This is a genomic window from Pseudomonas sp. FW305-E2, assembly GCF_058782925.1.
The window spans coordinates 124,215-144,223 of sequence record NZ_JBYSYE010000008.1 but is presented as its reverse complement, the minus strand read 5'-3'; the positions used below and the strand labels follow the sequence as shown (position 1 = coordinate 144,223).

Sequence of the window (20,009 nt, the reverse complement as noted above, 5' to 3'; positions counted from 1 at the left end):
GGGACTTTTCCTTGTCGCTAATCAAGACTTGTTCAAATTGATTATTTTGCTGCCTGCAACGTCCACGGAGATGCCTGACAGGGTAATCGTGCCATCCGATTTCATTTCCAGCTTGCTGCTTCCGACCTCCAACGTGATGGACGTCGCAGCCTTAATTTTCACTGCCCCTTGATCCACCGTCACAAAGTACGAACCCTCCTCCACCGCAATACTGGTTTCCAGCTTGATCGTTTCGGAATGTTTGCCTTCGACGTTGATCGTTCGATTCCCGCCCACCTTGAGACTGTCATCTGCCTCAACCTCCGTATCCAGATTGCGCTCGGCGTGCATGATGATCTGCTCAGCACCAGCCTTGTCTTCGAAGCGGAAGAAGTTGGCATTCGACCCTTTGCCCTTCATCGACCGCGTCAGGAACCCACTCTGGGTCTTGTTCGCCGGCAGCGACCATGGCGGGGTGTTGGTGCTGTTGTACAGGCTGCCCATGATCAGCGGCCGGTCCGGGTTGCCATCAAGGAACACCACCACCACTTCGTCGCCTACGCGCGGAATCTGGATGCTACCGAAGCCACCGCTGGCACCGGATTGGGCGACACGTACCCAGCACGAGCTGTGGTCGTTGTACTTGCCATTGCGGTCCCAGTGGAACTGGATTTTCACCCGGCCCAGTTCGTCGGTGAAGATCTCCTCACCCGGTGGGCCGACGATGATCGCGGTCTGCGGGCCGGCAATGGTCGGTTTGGGCGTACTCAGTTGCGGGCGGAACGGGATCTTCTTGCGCACGCAACTGAAGGTGTTGAAGTAGCTGGCCTGCTGGCCGGTAAGGTAGTTGTTGTGGCCTTCGCTTTCCACGCTCATCAGCAGGAACTGACGGTCTTCTACCGGCCCCTGGTCGTGGATGTAGTGCTGCAGCAGTTCGAAGGTGTAGCCCGGCTTCATGGCCCGGCAGTTGCTGGCGCCTTCGAACTTTTTGCCGCGCAGCTCCAGCGCCTCAATGCGCAGGCGCAGCAGGGTTTCGCCTTCGTCATAGGTACCGTGGGTGTACTGGCCGGGGAAGTCGTAGATCTCGAAGTTCTCGACATCGCCCTGCTTGTTCACGCTGTTCAGCGCCACCGGCAGGCGGTTGTTCGGTTGGCGGTAGTCAAAGGTTTGCGTGGCCATCTTGCCGGATTGCAGTTGACGGTTGCCGCTCCACTGGGTGATGGAGTCGGCGGTCTCGGTGACCGAGGCGCTGTGGAAGCGGATTTGCGGTTGCTCGGGGATGGCCACCAGCGTGCTGGAGTCATCGCAGATGATCATGGTGTGGCCTTCGGCGGTGTGCTCGAAGTAGTAGAACATCCCCTCTTCCTCCAGCAGGCGCTGGACGAAGTTGAAGTCGGTTTCGCGGTACTGGGTGATGTAGGTGTAGCGCTTCTGTGGCCGGGTCAGGCGAAACTCGTGGCGGGAAAACGCCGGGCACAGGGCGAACACTTCGGTAACCACTTCCTCGACCGTGTTGCCCTGGAAGATCCGCGTGTCGAAGCGGTTCTTCAGCATCGAGAACCACGGGTTGAGGGTGGCGGTATAGCGTGCCATGCCGCCGTCGCTGCCGATGCTGGCAAAGCGTGTGAGGTAGCCGGTTATGTACCGCGGGCCGCCTTCGGCCAGTTCGATCTCGATGCTGACGTGCTGGCCCATCATGGATTTGAGCGGCACGCCGGAGTCTTCGCAGACCAGCAGCAGTTCGTAGTTGAACGCCCGCGACAGGGCTTCGGTGCCCTTGAAGGTTTCCAGCAGCAGCTCCTGCTCGGGGTTGGCGAGGTTGTGAAACTTGAACAGGCGGCGGTTCTGTGGCGACAGCAGCGCGGAGGCCAAGTCCATGATCATGCGAAATCTCCTTGAAAACACGGCCAGCACGCGCTTGCGATGCTCAGCTGCAACCCTGATCTTGCGGGCGTATTCTGCATGCGCGCATAACGCGCGTGCTTGCGGAATCATGCGACTGCCTGCAGAAAGGAAAGTGCCATCATGCATTGAAATAAATGCGACAGGGTTCACATTTCCGAATGCCAGGCAGGCAGAAAGGCCCAAAGGAAACACCGGCAAAAGCTGCCCTGTCAACTCACTACAGGCCTAGGAAAACCGGGCAATACCGCCCTGCAAGGCAATATCATATCGCCATCCCTCATCTTCCTCACTGGCGCCCGGAAGCGCCCCCAGCTATCGCCGAACGGCCCGTCGCAGAAGGTTCTTGAGGTGTCGATCAGCGCCCATGCCTGACAGCTCCCACTCCAACTGTCGCGCTACCTGACGCATCAGCTCCACTGGCGGAGAAAAATGTTTCATAACGTGGATTGGTTCAAATTTTTTGCCACTGGCCAATTCCGGCAAATGGCCATTGCGAACGCGGCCGTAATGGCACTTGCGGGATGCGGTCAGCCACAAAGCCGTGCAGCGATGCTCAATTGCCATCATTGCCGCGCACGCCTGTCATGAGAACAATGGGCGCTCCGCGGGACTTCGCCCCCATCCTGAGGTCTGAAGCGACATGCTGCGCTCGCCGCCGAGCGCCGCCACTTCCATGGACAGTGAAGCGAAAATGGATCTTTTAGCCAACATCCCCAGTTGGGGAGACATCGAACGCAATCTCGAGCAGAAATTCAGCGAGCTCAACCAGAGCGTCGACAGCGGCCTGAACAGCGCCCATGAGGCCTGGGACGGTTTCAGCCGACGAGTGAGCAATGGCGCCAACCAGGCCTATGGCTACCTCGGTGGCCAGCGTATCGACAACGTGCGCCAGGCCATGGCCCTGTCCTACCCGATCATTCAGGACAACCTCAAGCGCAAGTGGTCCTCGATAGGTATCGAGCAAATCCTGCCGGTGCTGCTGCAACTGGTCAAAGAGGTGTCGATGATCCTCGGTGGCAGTGTGGCGGTTGGCTCGCTCGCCGGTGGCGTGGCCGGGGCGTTCGCCTTTGGCGTCGGCGCGGCGCCGGGCGCGGTGGCCGGCGCCGGCATTGGCCTGCAGGTCGGCAACCTGATCCTCATGGGCCTGGGGCTGTCCGCCATCGCCGAGTATTTTTATCAGGGCCTGCCTGCCTGTCGACCCTTCAGCAAGGCATGGCCACGGCCTGGTTCGCCGAGGATGGCCTCAAGCCCGCTGGCCTGGACCCGAGCGGCGGTTCCGCGGCGCAGGCCCAGGAGCGTGTCGAGCGTGCGGCGCGCCAACTGGCCCGCGGCCAGGAGCAACTGGTGTTGCTGCTGCTGACGGCCATTGTAACCTACCTGACCCGCGGGCAGATAAAGGCGGGCATTCAGAGGAATATGGAAACGCCCGCCATACGCAGTGCCCGGCTGCAGGCGGAAATGTCCAACAAGCAACTGGCCGCCTGGCTGGCAAAGAACGAGCAAAAGCTGCTGGCACATGCTGAACTTCAAGCACGTGACGCCACACCATTCAAGCGTGCAGAGACTGAACCACTACCTGCCAACGGACGCTCTCGCGAGCTATCGCAGAAGGCTGTTGAGCCGCCAAAACCCAAATACAAACCTGGATTCACCGAAGAAGATATCCTTGCAATCGCCAAAGGCGAAAGGCCCGACCCCACCACTTATCTAGACCCAGATTATGTCGCGCAACACTTGGCCCAATTCGAAAATGGCGCCTCACGCTTCATGACCCAGACCAACCTTGAGAAATACGGCATCGCACAGAGAGATGGTACGTCGTTCATCATGCCAGGCCACGAAGCAACCGAACTACTTGCCAAGACAGCAGGTGACAAGCGCGCGTTGGAGCAAGCCCTTGGCTTGCCTGAGAATTTTCTTGATACCAATGCACTGGTCCGGGTAGACATCCCTGATCCGAAGCAGTTGAATCTACGGATTCCATCAGGAAATGAAGCCGGTGCAAACGAATTCTGGATCCCTGGTGGCAAGCTACCTGACGGCAACAGTGAAGCCGTCATAGACGCGGCGGGTATTTCCGCCAAGATGTTCAGCACCTCTCCCCTTTTTTGAAGGCCCCCTATGAAATTCAAAGATCTTTTCATCAGTCGTCAACACATGTACTCAATCGGCATCGAAGAAGACGCTGGCCAGTATTACGTTTCGTTCCCCGTCAGCAACGGCATGGTTGACTACGAAGAATATTACGCCATCGCTCCAGCTACATTTGATGCCTTCATGGATGATCCTGATGCGGCGCTGGCTTTCGTGATAAAATGCCGCAAAAGACAACTCGATGAATTACTAATCATCAAGCCAGGAAAAAATCGGGGCACGGCCATCTAGTGCCACATAGATAAATGCTGACTAAATCCGACATTGCATGAACGTTTGACCCTGCCAACAAATGAGTGGCGCCCTCTTACGTTGCGGTGAAGTGGTGCATTTCCTTACCCCAATCAGGACTGACCATGAACACCGAAACACTCAAGCAAAAATTACTCAAGCTTCGCTTGATCATCGACAGCCTGATGGCGCAAGACCCTGCCGCGATGAAGCTGAGCGTCGAACTGGAGCCACTGCTGAAAGCCGCAGGCCATTAGCCCCATGCCTCCAAGTGAAAACGGCCAAGAATCGTACACATATCGATACAACTCATGCACATCACGTGGACCGAAATCCATTCCGTGGAACGATGCAAATAACCTGTATCGGAAATAACCTTTCAAACTAATATGAGCAGGTGAGAGATGAAACCAGCCACACCACTGGAGTATGTAGATAACGCAATTGCGCTGGCGATTGACCGACAAAAGCGCATTCCTGGCTTTACGGTTTACGCGACTATAGTCGACCAGTTAAAGTACATCAGGGCAGTTTTCGACGGTACCGAAAAGGATAAATCCAAGCTGCACAGGCTAACGATTGGAGCTGTTGCATCGAAGGAATTCGAGGAAAATGACCCGGAGCTGGCCAGGGTATTGAAGGACGCTTACTACGTGGCCATTCAGTCGGCCCGCGGCTTGACGATTCAACTACCTGATTGAACTCGGCCACTCGCGAGTTCATACCTTGGTTGATTACGAAGAGTACTATTGGACCGAACAGGCACCGTTCGTTGCCTAGCGGCAGCGGCCGAGCATCGCCCCTGCGATGGTCAGCAAGGGCCGGAAACGCCAGATGGACATGAGTTGATCTACCCGCCAAGCGCCAATCGAGGTCGAGCGCGCAGGACTCTCAATGCGCCACGCTATGGCATCCAAAAACATCGCGGGTAGAATTGCCGACGAGCTTTACGATGAAGCCAAGTGGTGGGTCATCCGCAAGCTGCGCCCCGACGGAATAGACTTGCCTACCTGGCCAAGCGCCCTCAGGCTGCCATCGATGCCCTCACTGCCATCGCCCCCACGTTCAACCTGCCCAAGCTCTGCGAATGAATACACGCTCCTCACAAATGTCACCCGGGCTTACGCCTCTCAAGATGAGGCTGCTGGCCGTCGCCATGTTCATCGCATTGCTCCTGGTAGGGGCCGTCTCGCTTTATGCCTATACCAACTACCTGTTCCCGCTGTACGGCAGGCTGCTTCGTGGCGCTCCGGTCGTGGAAACACCGTACCTCGCGTTCGGCCTGCTCATGGCGCCACCGGCACTCGCCATCCTGCTCGTTGGCAGCGCGATCTGCGCCTGGACCGGCAAGAAGTTCGACCCACCCCCTGCATCCCGGCTGCACCGCTTCCAGGCGTTGATGTTCGGGATATCGATTAAAACGCTGATCCATGTCGTCCCTGCGGTGATGATTCTGACTACGGGGGCTTTGCTGGCCAGGGGTTATACGCCCTGCTCGAAGCTGCTGATATCGGGTTCTGCCTGGCAGTTGTTCTGGGTCAATGATGATCGGGTGTGCTTCAAGCCGGATCACTACATCAACGACAACTGGCCATGCAAGGTCATCGACGGCAAGGACATTTGCGTCCAGGTCGATGGGCGGTGAGTTGCCTACCTTGGTCAGGCTCAAAGCGAGTACGGCGGAGAAAACCGACAAGGTGACAGTTGATAAGCCGCAGCAACTTGGAGACGGGGCGACGTGGACTTACAGCGGCGCCCCTCTGGACTATGCATACTCGGGCATTAAATGGACAAGCACACACTGAAAATTACAGCCAGAGCGCTTCGCGAAAAGCTTGAAACTATCAAGGACCAGAATCCTGACGCCATGACCATGCTCAACCTACTTCGCGACCTTCTGTTGAAATCTGAGAACGGTGAAATCCACGCACCTTTAGAGGCGCGAGACATCTCCTGGTATCGTTATCTACAGGAAACAAACTTACAAGACGACCATGAACTTAGCGAGGCTTTTGCCAAATTCTATATGGCGTTAATCAATGGACAAGAATGGAGTTCATTTAAAAAATTCCAGGCTAAAAGCCACTGAGCATAAACTGACCTGTTAACGTTCGACCTACTGCGATTTTGCCGGGCTGCAGTTGACGCGTTGAGAGCCATTACCTGATCAAAGGTGCTATCACTCACTGCCAGATAGCAGCTCGTCCATTTCATCCCCCTGAGGCGCGAGTTCAAACAACCGGCTTGCCAGTTCACAAATGTGCCGCGACCAGGCAACCTTGGCCACCCATTCCGGCGGCATGCCCGACACCCCATACAAGGCGCCCGCAATCTGCCCTGCCGTCGCCGCCACGCTGTCGGCATCATCGGCAAGGTTGGCAGCCAACAGAATCGCATCCCTGAAATTGTCCGTATTCCACACAGCCCAGAGCGCTGCTTCCAAGGTATCGACCACATACCCTGACGAGCGAATCTGCTCACGGGTTTTGTGCTTGTACTCCCCGGCATTGATGATCAAGGCCCGGGGCTGCAGGGGGCGCACCTTCGGCGACAACGCCTCTTCCTTGTCCGCGCCATTGAGCGCCAAATGCAGCTGTGCACCGAACAACTTGCAGCACTCCGAGACCTCAATCGCGCGATGGGTCACGCTGCTCTGCGTCACACTCTCCCACCAGGTTGCCGACAGCGAGTGGCGTCGGAAAATGGCCGTAGGCGCGAGCCGTATCAACGAACCGTTGCCCGCTGTCGAGGCCTCGAGATTGCCCATCCACGCAAGCCCTTGGGCCTCCCACCCTTCCAGGGCTCGGCGGGTGACATTGCCGATGTCGAAGCAGCGGCCATTGGCGCTGTTTTCGCCCTGCCGGTACCAGCGCACCATGGCATCGGCAAAGGTCGCGAAATCGAACTTGCCTTGGCTTGCGTAGGTGTCTGCCAGGCACAGCGCCATGCTGGTATCGTCGGTCCACTCACCTGGCGCGAGGCGGAACGGCCCACCGCCGACCATGTCGCTGACCTGCCCCTGATCGCGGCGCCGGAACTCCAGGGTGGTGCCTACCGCATCACCAATCGCCAGGCCCAGCAATGCACCCTGCGCGCGGTCTATCGCCTGGCCTGGTGTCAACGTGCAGGATCGGTCGCTCAGCCAGGCGGGCTTTGTCAGCGGCAGCCTTGGTGCGTCGGGCTCCGGCATGTAGGCCATGCGCTGTTGCAACTGCGGCGATAGTTCGGGGAGCAAATGGGCGTAACGCTTTGCGTAGTCGCTCAGGATTGCATCCGGGCTTCTCAGGTCGATCATGCTGATTCCTTGCAGTAGGTTGCTCTCGTCCATGCGCTCATTTTGCTTGACCTGCACTACTCCGGCAATGACCCGAGCAGGCCGCCGACCATGAGGATGGCACCGGCTACGCCGGTGTTCGCGGGTGAACCCGCTCCCACAGGGGCCGTGCAGGTTTCACGGTTTTGGCTGAGGCAATTGTTGCTGCAGGTAGGGCACAAACCCTGGGGCCGGCGCTGTTCCTGTGGGAACGGGCGTGCCCTCTCCCACAGTGATCGCGCACGTTTTCAAGGTTTTCGGTAAGACCGTTGCCTGTGCAGGTGCGGCACAGGCCCGGGGGTCGACGCTATTTCCGAGGGAGCGCGCGAGCTTTCAAAAGTCACCATCCAAACGGATGAATCACGCCTGATAACACTCTTTCCGCGCGGCACATTCCGTCGCATTGCCATCATCCTGAGGCGCCTCGCCAACACCTCCGCGAGAAAGCGGTCAGCGCAAAAAATGAGACCGGATTCACTTTTTGAAAAAATCTTTTGCCAACGATTTTCATCGCTTTCCAGCCCCTTTCGTACCCAGTCTTTAGGGCTTGACCCCCCATATTCTGCGCCCAAGACACGCTGTCAATATCATCGCGCCATTATTGCGTCGCGTCTCAAAACGGGGAAAAAATCACCCCCCTCGCCGGAACTTCTTCCGCAGCGAGGTGCCCTACTCGGCATTGCTGGCAACACAATATTCATATGCCAGCACTCAAATTCGCTGCAGCCGAAAGGCGATTTTTCAAGTCCACGCCACCGGCGTTTCAGGACGATCAAGCAGGCACATGGACGATGCACCAATGACACAGACATTCGATGTCGAAGCACTGATCAAGCTGCGTAGCCAGACGCGGGCGATCTCCGATGCGCTGAAGGCGCAGGCGGCGGATTACCTTGCCACCGTGGCACCGCTGATCCGTCCGCAAACCCTGTTTGGCGAATACCTGCAAGGCGCACAGCGCAGCAGCGGGCGCGAAACCCAGGGCCACTTCCAGGCCCTGGTCGAACTCTACGAACGTATCGGCTCGGCCGCGCCGTTCCAGCTGGTCACCGAGCTGGAAGTACCGCTCAACCTGATCAGCACCACCCCCGAACTGTTCCCGCTGGAATACGACAAGACCCTGGAACACAGCGGCCAGGTCATCCGCATCACCAGCCCGACCCGCTGGGTAGTGGGCTTCCACGCCTTCGACCTGGCGCGGTTTCGCAATGTCATCAAAGACCCCAACCGCAGCAGCGCCGAGCTGTACCGCTTCGTGGTGCACTACCTGGTGCTGTTCTACTGCCTGAGCAAGTCGCCTGGCCTTGGGCGGCTGTTCGAGGGCTTGCGCTACGGCCTGAGCTTCGAGCGCCTGAAGGGCTTTGGCGACCTGCCGTTCTGCGTCATCAGCTCGCCGGTGCGCTCGGAACTTCCCGACGACTCGGTCATCCGCAGCAGCACGCAGATTGCCGGCAACACCAGCTTCGAAGAACTGGTAGGCCGGGACAACATCCTGGAAATGAACGACGAAATCCGTCAGCGCCTGCTGCTGACGATCGAAGGACTGTAACGCGCAGCGCCCGGCACCGGGCCGCGCAATGATTCGCAGCGAATTGCTCGCACTGGAGAACACGATGGCGAAGAAGGAAAGCACTCAGCACAAACTCGACCGCGTTCGCGCGCCTCGGGTCCATATCACCTACGACGTGGACATCGGCGATGCCATCGAGAAAAAGGAGCTGCCCTTCGTCGTCGGCGTACTGGGTGATTTCTCCGGCAACCCGCTGGAGCCGCTGCCCAAGCTCAAGGACCGCAAGTTCGTGTACATCGACCGCGACAACTTCAACGGTGTGCTCAAGGGCATCAAGCCACGCCTGACCTACCGCGTCGACAACACCCTGGCCAAGAACGGTACCCAGCTGGGCGTGGAGCTGAACTTCAACAGCCTCGAAGACTTCGAGCCACAGAACGTGGTCAAGCAGGTCGAGCCGCTGCGCAAGCTGCTGGAAGTGCGCAACAAGTTGGCCGACCTGCGCAACAAGATGGGCGGCAACGACAAGCTCGAAGAGCTGCTGATGGACGTGCTGCAGAACACCGAAAAGCTCAAGACCTTGGGCAAGGAATTCGGCCGTGAAGCCGAAGTGAAAGACCCGTCCAGCGACGATCGCGCCTGAGCAGGAGCCCGAACATGACCGACAAGCAAACCGCACCGCAACAGGCCGGCGACCTGGTCGAAGTGGAAAACTTCGCACCACAGCCCTCGCTGCTCGACAGCATCATTTCGCAAAGCCGCGTGGCCCGCTCCGACACCGAGCGCAACCGCACCCGCGACCTGATTGGCGAACTGGTGAACCAGGTGCTCGAGGGTGAGATGACCCCGAGCAAGGACCTGATCGCCGTGCTCGATTCGCGTATCGCCGAAATCGACGCGATGCTCTCCGAGCAGATGAACGAGATCATGCACGCCCGCGAGTTCCAGCAGTTGGAAGCCTCCTGGCGCGGCCTGAAATACCAGGTAGACCAGACCGAGACCAGCACCACGCTGAAGATCCACCTGCTCAATGCCTCGAAGAAAGACCTGGTGCGCGACCTGAAGGCCGCCAGCGAATTCGACCAGAGCGCGCTGTTCAAGAAGGTCTACGAAGAAGAGTACGGCACCTTCGGTGGCGCGCCTTTCGGCATGTTGATCGGTGACTACGAGTTCAACCGCAACCCCGAAGACATGTACCTGCTCGAAGAGATCTCGCATGTCGCGGCGGCGGCGCACGCGCCGTTCATCTCGGCCGCTTCGTCCGAGCTGTTCGGCTGGGACTCGTTCACCGAGATGTCCGGCCCGCGTGACCTGGCGAAGATCTTCGACACCGTGGAATACGCCAAGTGGAAGTCGTTCCGCGCCTCGGAAGACTCGCGCTACGTCGGCCTCACCCTGCCCCACGTGCTCGGTCGCCTGCCGTATGGCCCGGATACCACGCCGGTGGAAGAATTCAACTTCGTCGAAAGCGTCGATGGCCGCGACCACAACAAGTACCTGTGGATGAACGCCGCCTACGCCCTCGGCACCCGCGTCACCGACGCCTTCGCCCGCTACGGCTGGTGCGTGGCCATCCGCGGCGTGGAAGGTGGCGGCCTGGTCGAAGGCCTGCCGACCCATACCTTCAAGACCGACGACGGCGAAATCGCCCTGAAGTGCCCGACGGAAATCGCCATCACCGATCGCCGCGAAAAAGAGCTGTCGGACCTGGGCTTCATCCCCTTGGTGCACTGCAAGGGCACCGACTATGCCGCGTTCTTCGGCACCCAGTCGGCGCAGAAACAGAAGCAGTACAACACCGACATCGCCAACGCCAACGCACGCCTGTCGGCCCAGCTGCAATACATCTTCGCCACTTCGCGCATCGCCCACTACATGAAGGCGATCATGCGCGACAAGATCGGCAGCTTTGCCTCGCGCATGGATGTCGAGCGCTTCCTCAACCAGTGGCTGGCCAGCTATGTGCTGCTCGACGACACCGCCAGCCAGGAGGCCAAGGCCAAGTTCCCGCTGCGCGAAGCGCGCGCCGAGGTGTTCGAAGTGCCCGGCAAGCCAGGCGTGTACAAGGCCGTGACCTACTTGCGCCCGCACTACCAGCTGGATGAACTGACCGCCTCGCTGCGGCTGGTTGCCGAGCTGCCACAGGGCGCGCGCGGCTGACAGGCCGTTGTGTACAGGGATGACACATGAGTAACCAGGCCCGCCTGCTGCCCTCGCTGCTCGACCGACTGCTGGACGACCGTCCCTACCAGTCGGCCGAGCCCGCAGCGCAGCGCACCTGCTCGCTGGCCGAGTACAAGGCCAGCATCGTCCGCGACCTCGAAGTCCTGGTGAACACCCGCCAGTCCCTGGTCGCCGAAGAGCTCGACGGCTTCAGCCAGCTCGGTGGTTCCATCCTTGAATACGGCATGCCGGACTTCATCAGCCGCAGCGTGCTCGACCCGTACGATCGTCGCCTGATCCAGCAACAGCTGGAACGGGCGATCAGCACCGGAGACCGGCGCTTTCGCCGGGTCCGTGTTCAGCTGTTGGCCCAGCAGAACGGCCATCGCATGTTGACCTTCCGCGTGGACGCCGTATTGCGTCTGCAGGACATCAGCCGCCAGGTGTCATTCGACGCCGTGCTGCAGGTCAACACCCAGGAATACAAAGTGCAGAACCTCAACTGATGCTCGACGAACTGCTGCCCTACTACGAAAAGGAACTGTCGCACCTGCGCTTTCTCGGCCAGGAGTTTGCCGCGCAGTACCCGAAGATCGCTTCGCGGTTGCTGATCGAGGGCGACAACTGCGAAGACCCGCACACCGAGCGCCTGATCGAGGCGTTCTCGTTCCTGTCTGCGCGGGTGCACAAGAAGCTCGATGACGAGTTTCCGGAAATCGTCGAATCCTTCCTCGAGGTGCTGTACCCCCACTACCTGCGCCCTACTCCGTCGATGTCGATTGTCGAACTGAGCCTGGGCAGGCACGAGAAAGTCACCGAAGCCTACCGCGTGGCGCGCCATACCGAGATGCATGCCAATCCCGTGGAGGGCGTGGTGTGCAAGTTCCGCACCTGCTACCCGGTAGAGCTGTGGCCGATTGCCGTGCAGCAGGCCTCGTTCACAGAAATGGAACGTTCGGCCTTCAACGGGCACAGCGCCGACCTGGTCGCTCATCTGCGCATTCGCTTGGCTGCCACGGGCGATGCCCTGTTCGGGCAGATGGACATGAACCGCCTGCGGTTCTTCCTCGACGGCGAAGCAACCCTGATGCTGCAGCTGTACGAGCTGCTGTTCAACAACCTGGCCAAGGCCACGCTGAGCTTCGACGACCAGGGCCGCCGCCGCGAAGTGGCGCTGCCGGCCGATGCCCTGAATACCGTGGGCTACGCCCGTGACGAAGGCCTGGTGGACTACTCCGAGCGCTCATTCCTGGGCTACCGCCTGCTGCACGAGTATTTCACCTTCCCCGACAAGTTCATGTTCTTCGACCTCAGTGGATTTGCCCGCATCCTGCAGGGCAAGGCCATCGAACAGGTAGAGGTCAACTTCTATTTCTCCGACTACGACCTCAGCGAGCGCCTGGCGCGGCTGACCCAGAACATCGGGCGCAACAACTTCAAGCTCAACTGCACGCCGATCATCAACCTGTTCCGCCAGCAGGCCGAGCCGATCAAGCTGACCCACACCCAGCACGAATACCCGGTCATCCCTGACACACGGCTGCACAACGCTGCAGAAGTGGTATCGATCGACCGGGTAAAGCGGGTGCGCAAACTCGGCGGTATCGACCAGGTCGCCACCTGCCAGCCGTTTTTCGAACCCCGGGGTGAGCAAGACCCACACAGCAGCTTCTGGGTCGCGCGCCGGCGAAACCAGGGTGACGCCACTGCCATGAGCATCCGCGTGGTCGACCGCGATCTGGAATTGATCGACGCCAGCAGCGACACCCTCAGCATCGGCCTTACCTGCAGCAACCGCGACGTGCCGCTGCTGCTGCCGTTCGGTGGCGAACGGGGCGATTTCACCATTCCCGCCAACTCGGTGATCAAGGACATCCGCTGCCTGCGCAAGCCCACCGCCACGGTGCGTGTGCCCTTGGGCAAGGGCCTGATCTGGCGGTTGATCGCTCACTTGTCGCTGAACCATCTGTCGCTGGTCAGCCAGGGCCGCGAAGTGCTGCTGGAGCTGTTGTCGCTGTACAACTACCGCAATGTCTCCGCCATTCGCAAACAGATCAACGGCATCAAGGCGATCAGCAGCGAACCGGTGGTCGCGCGCATTGGCCACCCGCGGCCAAATTTCGTGCGCGGCGTCGGCATCACCCTGACCCTGGACGAAAGCCAGTTCATCGGCAGCGGCGTGTTTCTGTTCGGCAAAGTGCTGGACCACTTCTTCGGCCAGTACTGCTCGATGAACAGTTTCACCCAACTGACCCTGCGCACCCAACAACGAGAAAAGAGAGTCGTACAATGGCCAGCACGCACCGGCGATCAGCCCCTGGTCTGATCGATCAGGCCCGAGCCGAGCCGCACCGATTCGAATTCTTCCAATTGGTGCGCCTGCTCCGCCTGCACTACAGCCGCACCGGGCGCATGGACCTGGCAACCCGGCCGCACGAAGACCCGCTGCGTTTTCGTACCCAGCTGTCGCTGGCGTTCCCGGCCAGCGAGGTCAGCGACCTGCACTTCGAGCGCGAAGGCAAGGTGTCGCCGGCCGGCTTGCCGCTGTCGGAAGTGCAGGTCACCTTCATGGGCCTGGTCGGGCCGTCGGGCGTGCTGCCACGCCCGTACACCGAGCTGCTGCTCGAGCGCCACGTGCAGTATCGCGACGATGCCGCCCATGCGTTTCTCGACATCTTCTCGCACCGCATGACCACGCTGTTCTACGAGGCCTGGCAAAAATACAAATTCCACATCGAGCACGAGCGCAATGGCACTTCGGGCTTCGACGGCTACCTGCTCAACCTGGTTGGCCTCGGGCCGCGCGCCCAGAAGCTGAAGTTCGAAGAGCAACCGTCAGCATTGCGTCGTGAGCTGTTCAGCTATTTTGCCGGCCTGCTCAGCCAGAAGCCGCGCAATGCGCTGAACCTTGAACGCATGCTCGGTTTCTATTTCTCGCTGCCGATCAAGGTCCAGCCGTTCGCCGGGCGCTGGCTGCACCTGCAGCCCGAACAATGCACCCAGCTTGGCCGCCGCAATGCCCAGCTCGGCCACAGCGCCGTCGCCGGCAACCGGGTCTGGGACTATCAGTCGTGCATCCGTATCGAGCTGGGCCCGCTGAACCTGGCCGACTACCAGCGCTTCCAGCCGGGCACCGCCTGCTACCGCAAGCTGGTCGAGCTGGTGCGCTTCTATATAGGTGCCGAACTGGATTTCGAAATTGCCCCGCGCCTCAAGCGCGAGGCGGTGCCACGCGCCCAACTGGGCCGCAGCGGCAATGTCGCCCTGGGCTGGCTGGGTTGGCTCAAACGCCCGGGTCGTGACGCGGAGCCTTCGCGTTGCGCCGTTTTCCACATTCCTTACGATGGGGTCGCCTTGTGAACCTGAAGTCTCTGTTCGCCAAGCTCAACGAAACCAGCCGCACGGCCACCGAAAGCGCGGCGGCCCTGTGCCTGTCGGAGCACCATTACGACGTGGAAGTGGAGCACCTGCTGCTGCAGTTGCTCGACAACAACGACAGCGACCTGGCCCCGATCCTGCGCCACTACGAGGTCGTCGCCGAACGCCTGCAGGCGCAGCTGGTCACCGCCTTGGGCACCTTCAAGAAAGGCAATACCCGCACCCCGGCGCTGTCGCCACACATTACCCGCATGATCGAGCAAGCCTGGTTGCTGGCCTCGATCGAATACGGCGTAGGCCAGGTGCGCAGCGCTCACCTGCTGCAGGCTCTGCTTGACGATGCTGAACTGCGTCGCGTGGTGATCGCCTCGGCGCCGGAGCTGGAAAAAATCAACGCCGATGACCTGCGCCTGAACCTTGCCGCGCTGGTGGAGGGTAGCGCCGAGTCCAGGCAGGCCAGCCCACTGGCCAGCCCAGCGGCGCCAGTGAGCACGTCGAGCAAGGCCAGCGGCAAGACCCCGGCACTTGACCAGTACACGGTCAACCTTACCCAAAGCGCCCGCGAAGGCCGCATCGACCCGGTGCTGGGCCGTGAGTTCGAAGTACGGCAGATGGTCGACATCCTCACCCGCCGCCGACAGAACAACCCGATCCTCACGGGCGAAGCCGGGGTCGGCAAAACCGCCGTGGTCGAAGGCCTGGCGCTGCGCATCGCCCAGGGTGACGTGCCGGCGGTGCTCAAGGACGTTGCCCTGCACACCCTCGACCTGGGCCTGTTGCAGGCCGGCGCCGGGGTCAAGGGCGAGTTCGAGAACCGCCTCAAGGCTGTGATCGAAGAGGTCAAGCGCAGCCTGCACCCGATCATTCTGTTCATCGACGAAGCCCACACCCTGATCGGCTCCGGCGGCCAGGCTGGGCAGAACGATGCCGCCAACCTGCTCAAGCCGGCCCTGGCCCGTGGCGAGTTGCGCACCATCGCTGCCACTACCTGGGCCGAATACAAGAAGTACTTCGAGAAGGACGCCGCCCTCGCCCGCCGCTTCCAGGTGGTCAAAGTGGAAGAGCCCGACGAAGACAAGGCCATTCACATGCTGCGCGGCCTGCTCGGCAAGATGCGCGAGCACCACAAGGTGGCGGTGATGGACGAAGCGCTGGTGCAGGCGGTACGCCTGTCCAACCGCTACATCACCGGCCGCCAGCTGCCCGACAAGGCGGTCAGCGTGCTCGACACAGCCTGCGCGCGCATTGCCCTGGCGCAATCTTCGCTGCCCGGCGCACTGGAAGACTGCCGCCGGCAGATCGACAACCTGCGAGCAGAAATCGGCGTGCTCGGCCACGAAGCCGGCAAGGGGCACGACCATGCCCGCCGCCTGGAAGCGCTGCAGGCTGCCCTGCAGGCCGAGCAGCAGCAGGAACAGCAACTCAATGCCCAGTGGCAGCAGGAGCTGGAACTGGTCGAACAGCTCAAGGCGCTGGACGCCGCCAACGATGCCGACGCCCAACAGCTCAATACCCTGCGTGCCGAGCTGGCGCGCGTGCAAGGCGACCAGCCACTGGTCCACGCGCTGGTCGACAGCGGCGCCATCGCCCAGGTCATCAGCGGCTGGACCGGCATCCCGCTGGGCAAGATGCTGCGTGACGAAATCGATACCGTGCAGCGCCTGCCGGCCCTGCTTGGTGAACGCGTGCTGGGCCAGGACCACGCCCTGCATGAGATCGGCAAGCGCATCAAGATTTCCCGAGCGCGCATGGAAGACCCGAACAAACCGATTGGCGTGTTCCTGCTGCTCGGCCCCAGCGGCGTCGGCAAGACCGAAACCGCCCTGGCCCTGGCCGACACCTTGTACGGCGGCGAGCGCAACCTGATCACCATCAACATGTCCGAGTACCAGGAGGCCCACACCGTGTCGAGCCTCAAGGGCTCGCCACCCGGCTACGTCGGCTACGGCGAAGGCGGCGTGCTGACTGAAGCGGTGCGCCGCAAGCCGTACAGTGTGGTGCTGCTCGACGAGGTGGAAAAAGCCCACCCCGACGTGCTCGAACTGTTCTTCCAGGTGTTCGACAAGGGCGTGCTGGACGATGGCGAAGGCCGCGAGATCAATTTCCGCAACACGGTGATCATCCTCACCTCCAACACCGGCACCGAGCGCATCATGCAGACCTGCCTGAACGCCACCGAGCTGCCGACGCCCGAGGCGATCGTCGAAGACCTGCGCGACCAGCTCAACCATGTGTTCAAGCCAGCCTTCCTCGGTCGCCTGAGCATCGTGCCGTTCTACCCGGTGCAGGACCAGATCCTCGAGCGCATCGTCGCCCTCAAGCTCGAACGCATCGCCAAGCGCTTCGCCCGCAACCACCAGGCCGAGCTCAGCTATGACCAGGCGCTGGTCAAGGCCATCGCCGCGCGCTGCACCGAGGTCGACAGCGGCGCACGCAACATCGACAACATCCTGTCCCAGACCCTGATGCCCGAACTCGCCCAGCGCGTGCTCGAGCGCATGGCCCAGGACGCGCCGATCCAGCACCTTGCGATCGAGCTGGGCAGCGATGGCGATTTCGCCTATCGCCTGGCCTGACCAGTACCCGGAGGTTTTGCCGTCATGCAACACAAGCACATCGTCCTCAAACGCCTGACCGCAGCCGCCTTGCTGGTAGCGCTGGCCGGCTGCGGGGTCACCGACCGTATCGGCAAGCGCATGGAAGACAGCTGGGCGGCCGACATGCTGGCCGACAGCGAAAAGGTCATCCTGACCTCCGACGGCGGCAACCAGCTCAACCCCGACGCCGAGGGCAAGCCGCTGTCGGTGGTGATGCGTGTGTATCAGCTGACCGACCTCGAGCGCTTCGCGGCTACCGATGCCGAGACCCTGTGGGACGCCCCGCAAAAAGCCTTGGGCAACACCCTGGTGGAAACCCGCGAGATCACCCTGCTGCCCGGCATTGGCCAGATCGACCAGTGGCCGCTGGCCAAGAACGCGCGCTACGTCGGCGTGGCGGCGTTCTTCCGCGATGAGCAGGACGCGCGCTGGAAAGTCGCCTTCGACGCCAACTCGCTGCGCAAGGACGGTATCTGGTTCTCCTCCGACGGCCTGCGGGTGCTGGTGGACAACACCGAAATCAGCGCCATGCGTGGCGTGGACGTACTGAACAAACCACCGACCGCCGACCAGCTTGCCGCTGCGCAGAAGGCCAAGGATGCCGACGCGACCCTCACCGACAAGGTGCAGGACGCGGCCATCGACAAAGCCACCGACGCCGCCAGCCAGTCGGCCAGCAACGCCATGGATTCAACCTTCAATTCTTTAGTGGATAGCGTCAAATGAGCAAGCAGAGCCGGGTGATGTGGTCGGAAGGCATGTTCCTGCTGCCCCAGCACTTCCAGTATCAGGACGAATTCCATCAGCACCAGTTGGCTGAGGCGACCCTGCGCAGCACCCCTTTCCATTGGGGGGTTCAGGCGCTGCAGGTGGACGAGGACGCCCTGGCCAATGGTTCACTGCAGCTCAAGCGCCTGAAGCTGGTGTTCCCCGATGGCAGCCTCTACGACGCGCCGCAGCACGATCCGCTGCCGGCCGCGCGCGACCTCAAGGACCTGCTCAAGGCCAACGACCTGAAGGTGTATGCCGCGCTCAAACTGCCCGAGCCATTCGGCCTCAACTACGTCGAGGATGGCCACGAACACAAGGCCGCACGGCGTTTCCGCAAGCAGTTCGACACCCTGCCCGACCTTAATGAAGGCGAGCTGGAAAACGAAATCACCAGCTTGCGCCTGAACGTCGTACTGCTGGTCGACGGTGACAGCCTCGACGGTTACAGCCACTGCCCACTGGCCAAGCTGACACGCAACAGCATGGGCGGTTTCAACGTTGACCCGCATTTCGTCCACCCCACCTTGCACCTGGGCAGCCACGAGACCATTGCCGGCATCGGCAAGCGCCTGCTCGGTGCCCTGCAGGCCAAGAGCAAAGCGCTTTCCGGCCGGCGCCGCGAGCGCGCCGACCAGATCGCCGAGTTCGGCTCCAGCGATGTGACCCTGTTCTGGCTGCTGAACACGGTCAACCGTGCCCACCCGCAGCTGGCGCATCTACTGGCCCACCCGCGCCTGCACCCGGAGCGCCTGTACCTGTTCCTGGCGGACCTTGCCGGCGGCCTGCTGACCTTCACCCTGGACACCCAGCTCAGCGACATCCCCGAGTACGACCACCACGACCCGGCCGCGTCGCTGGTCAAGCTCGACGAAATGATCCGGGTGATGCTCGACAACGTTGTGCCCAACCAGTGCATTGTCATCAACCTGACCCAGACCAAGCCATCGCACTGGCAAGGCCAACTGCACGACCCGCGCCTGGCCGAAGCCGACTTCTATATCGCCGTGCACGCCGACATGCCCGGCGCCAGCCTGCTGGAACTGGTGCCCCGTGCCTTCAAGGTCGGTTCGCCGGAAGACATTGAAGTGGTGGTCAACAGCGCCATGCCGGGTGTCACCCTCAATCATGCCGCGCGGCTGCCGAACGCAATTCCGGTGCGCCTGGACAACCAGTACTTCGCCATCGAGCCACACGGCACTGTGTATGAGCGAATGATCAGCGCCCAGGCCATCTGCTTCTATGCGCCCAGCGCCTTTACCAACCTCAAGCTTGAACTGATGGCGGTGCTCAAATGACCGAAGCCGTACTGCAACAGGGCGCCGTCCCGGCCGCCAGCGACAAACCGACGCTCAAGGACCTGGTCCAGGACTTCATCAGCATGGCGTTGATCGTACGTCGCGGCCGCCAGGTGACCTCGGTGCAGGCCTTCGAAGGTAGCGTCGAACGCTTCTTCGCCAACCTGGAACGTGATGCCCGTGCCGCCAACTATAGCGTCGAGCAGGTCAAGGACACCCAATACGCGTTGTGCGCCTTCCTCGACGAAAGCGTACTGCGCTCGGACGACAATGCGCTGCGTCGGCACTTTGAGCTGCAGCCGTTGCAGTTCCGCTATTTCGGCGTGCACCTGGCCGGCGAAGGGTTCTTCGAGAAGGTCGATGCGCTGCGCGCCGACGTCAAGCAGAACATCGACGTGCTCGAGGTCTACCACCTGTGCCTGGCACTGGGCTTCGAGGGCAAGTTCAGCCTCGGCCAAAAGGACCAGTTGCGTTACCTGGCCAATACACTGGGCCAGGATATCGCCCGCTACCGCAAGGCGCCCAAAGCCCTGTCACCGGACTGGGCACTGCCCGACCAGGTGTCGCAGATGCTGCGCCATGAAGTACCGCTGTGGGTGTATCTGGCGCTGATCGCGTTGGTCTGCGTCGCCGTGTACCTGACGCTGGACTGGTTGCTGGACAAGGACGTCGCCGCCCTGTCCGAACAAATCCGCCAGCTGTTCAGTGCCTGA

Annotated in this window: 17 protein-coding genes and 1 pseudogene; 16 read left to right on the top strand and 2 right to left on the bottom strand. The window is 61.0% G+C overall.

All coding sequences use genetic code 11. From position 1 onward, the window contains the following. Positions 1 to 21: 21 nt before the first annotated feature. On the bottom strand, positions 22 to 1,863 hold the full coding sequence (locus AC3WLP_RS10235) for a type VI secretion system Vgr family protein (RefSeq protein WP_088512119.1): 1,842 nt from the start codon (positions 1,861 to 1,863) through the stop codon (positions 22 to 24). Between the two features lie 712 nt (positions 1,864 to 2,575). Between AC3WLP_RS10235 and AC3WLP_RS10230 the strand changes: the two are divergent. The 6 genes and pseudogenes from AC3WLP_RS10230 (at position 2,576) to AC3WLP_RS10205 (ending at position 6,358) form a co-directional block, all read left to right on the top strand. Further along, a pseudogene (locus AC3WLP_RS10230) lies at positions 2,576 to 3,996 on the top strand (DUF6861 domain-containing protein). 9 nt (positions 3,997 to 4,005) lie between these two features. Further along, the gene (locus tag AC3WLP_RS10225; RefSeq protein WP_014860357.1) at positions 4,006 to 4,269 is read left to right on the top strand and encodes a hypothetical protein; all 264 of its coding nucleotides are present in this window, start codon (positions 4,006 to 4,008) and stop codon (positions 4,267 to 4,269) included. 125 nt (positions 4,270 to 4,394) lie between these two features. Beyond that, positions 4,395 to 4,526: a hypothetical protein gene (locus AC3WLP_RS10220; protein ID WP_014860356.1), complete on the top strand. Its 132-nt coding sequence runs from the start codon at positions 4,395 to 4,397 to the stop codon at positions 4,524 to 4,526. A 147-nt stretch (positions 4,527 to 4,673) separates the two neighbouring features. Then, positions 4,674 to 4,970 (top strand): immunity protein Tsi6 family protein, encoded by a 297-nt coding sequence (locus AC3WLP_RS10215; protein WP_014860355.1) that lies wholly within the window; start codon positions 4,674 to 4,676, stop codon positions 4,968 to 4,970. A 434-nt stretch (positions 4,971 to 5,404) separates the two neighbouring features. Continuing rightward, positions 5,405 to 5,914: a hypothetical protein gene (locus tag AC3WLP_RS10210; RefSeq protein WP_014860353.1), complete on the top strand. Its 510-nt coding sequence runs from the start codon at positions 5,405 to 5,407 to the stop codon at positions 5,912 to 5,914. 141 nt (positions 5,915 to 6,055) lie between these two features. Next, entirely contained in the window at positions 6,056 to 6,358 is a 303-nt protein-coding gene (locus AC3WLP_RS10205) for a hypothetical protein (RefSeq protein WP_019751691.1), read from the top strand. Between the two features lie 90 nt (positions 6,359 to 6,448). Here AC3WLP_RS10205 and tri1 read toward each other — a convergent pair whose 3' ends face one another. Next, positions 6,449 to 7,564 carry an ADP-ribosylarginine hydrolase Tri1 gene (tri1, locus tag AC3WLP_RS10200; RefSeq protein WP_029380649.1) on the bottom strand — a complete coding sequence of 372 codons (1,116 nt, stop codon included), beginning with the start codon at positions 7,562 to 7,564 and terminating at the stop codon, positions 6,449 to 6,451. Between the two features lie 817 nt (positions 7,565 to 8,381). Here tri1 and AC3WLP_RS10195 point away from each other — a divergent pair. The 10 genes from AC3WLP_RS10195 (at position 8,382) to icmH (ending at position 20,009) form a co-directional block, all read left to right on the top strand. After that, complete coding sequence (locus tag AC3WLP_RS10195) at positions 8,382 to 9,131, top strand: hypothetical protein (protein WP_028697263.1); 750 nt, start codon at positions 8,382 to 8,384, stop codon at positions 9,129 to 9,131. Positions 9,132 to 9,195: 64 nt separating this feature from the next. Then, on the top strand, positions 9,196 to 9,735 hold the full coding sequence (gene tssB / locus AC3WLP_RS10190; protein ID WP_003248358.1) for a type VI secretion system contractile sheath small subunit: 540 nt from the start codon (positions 9,196 to 9,198) through the stop codon (positions 9,733 to 9,735). 14 nt (positions 9,736 to 9,749) lie between these two features. Continuing rightward, entirely contained in the window at positions 9,750 to 11,252 is a 1,503-nt protein-coding gene (gene tssC / locus AC3WLP_RS10185) for a type VI secretion system contractile sheath large subunit (RefSeq protein ID WP_003248356.1), read from the top strand. Positions 11,253 to 11,278: 26 nt separating this feature from the next. Next, a complete protein-coding gene (gene tssE / locus AC3WLP_RS10180) occupies positions 11,279 to 11,761 on the top strand; it encodes a type VI secretion system baseplate subunit TssE (protein ID WP_088512122.1) in 483 nt (160 codons plus the stop codon). Next, the gene (gene tssF / locus AC3WLP_RS10175; RefSeq protein WP_088512123.1) at positions 11,761 to 13,581 is read left to right on the top strand and encodes a type VI secretion system baseplate subunit TssF; all 1,821 of its coding nucleotides are present in this window, start codon (positions 11,761 to 11,763) and stop codon (positions 13,579 to 13,581) included. Before tssE ends, tssF begins: the two co-directional genes overlap by 1 nt. Further along, positions 13,545 to 14,615, top strand: a complete 1,071-nt coding sequence (gene tssG / locus AC3WLP_RS10170) for a type VI secretion system baseplate subunit TssG (protein WP_012052411.1) — start codon at positions 13,545 to 13,547, stop codon at positions 14,613 to 14,615. The genes tssF and tssG overlap by 37 nt, the downstream gene beginning before the upstream one ends. Continuing rightward, complete coding sequence (tssH, locus tag AC3WLP_RS10165) at positions 14,612 to 17,209, top strand: type VI secretion system ATPase TssH (RefSeq protein WP_088512124.1); 2,598 nt, start codon at positions 14,612 to 14,614, stop codon at positions 17,207 to 17,209. Before tssG ends, tssH begins: the two co-directional genes overlap by 4 nt. A 24-nt stretch (positions 17,210 to 17,233) precedes the next feature. Beyond that, positions 17,234 to 17,956, top strand: coding sequence for a type VI secretion system lipoprotein TssJ (gene tssJ / locus AC3WLP_RS10160; protein ID WP_004576638.1), 723 nt, complete (start codon positions 17,234 to 17,236; stop codon positions 17,954 to 17,956). Beyond that, on the top strand, positions 17,953 to 19,296 hold the full coding sequence (gene tssK / locus AC3WLP_RS10155; protein WP_003248343.1) for a type VI secretion system baseplate subunit TssK: 1,344 nt from the start codon (positions 17,953 to 17,955) through the stop codon (positions 19,294 to 19,296). Before tssJ ends, tssK begins: the two co-directional genes overlap by 4 nt. Then, positions 19,293 to 20,009 (top strand): type IVB secretion system protein IcmH/DotU, encoded by a 717-nt coding sequence (gene icmH, locus AC3WLP_RS10150; RefSeq protein ID WP_004576640.1) that lies wholly within the window; start codon positions 19,293 to 19,295, stop codon positions 20,007 to 20,009. The genes tssK and icmH overlap by 4 nt, the downstream gene beginning before the upstream one ends.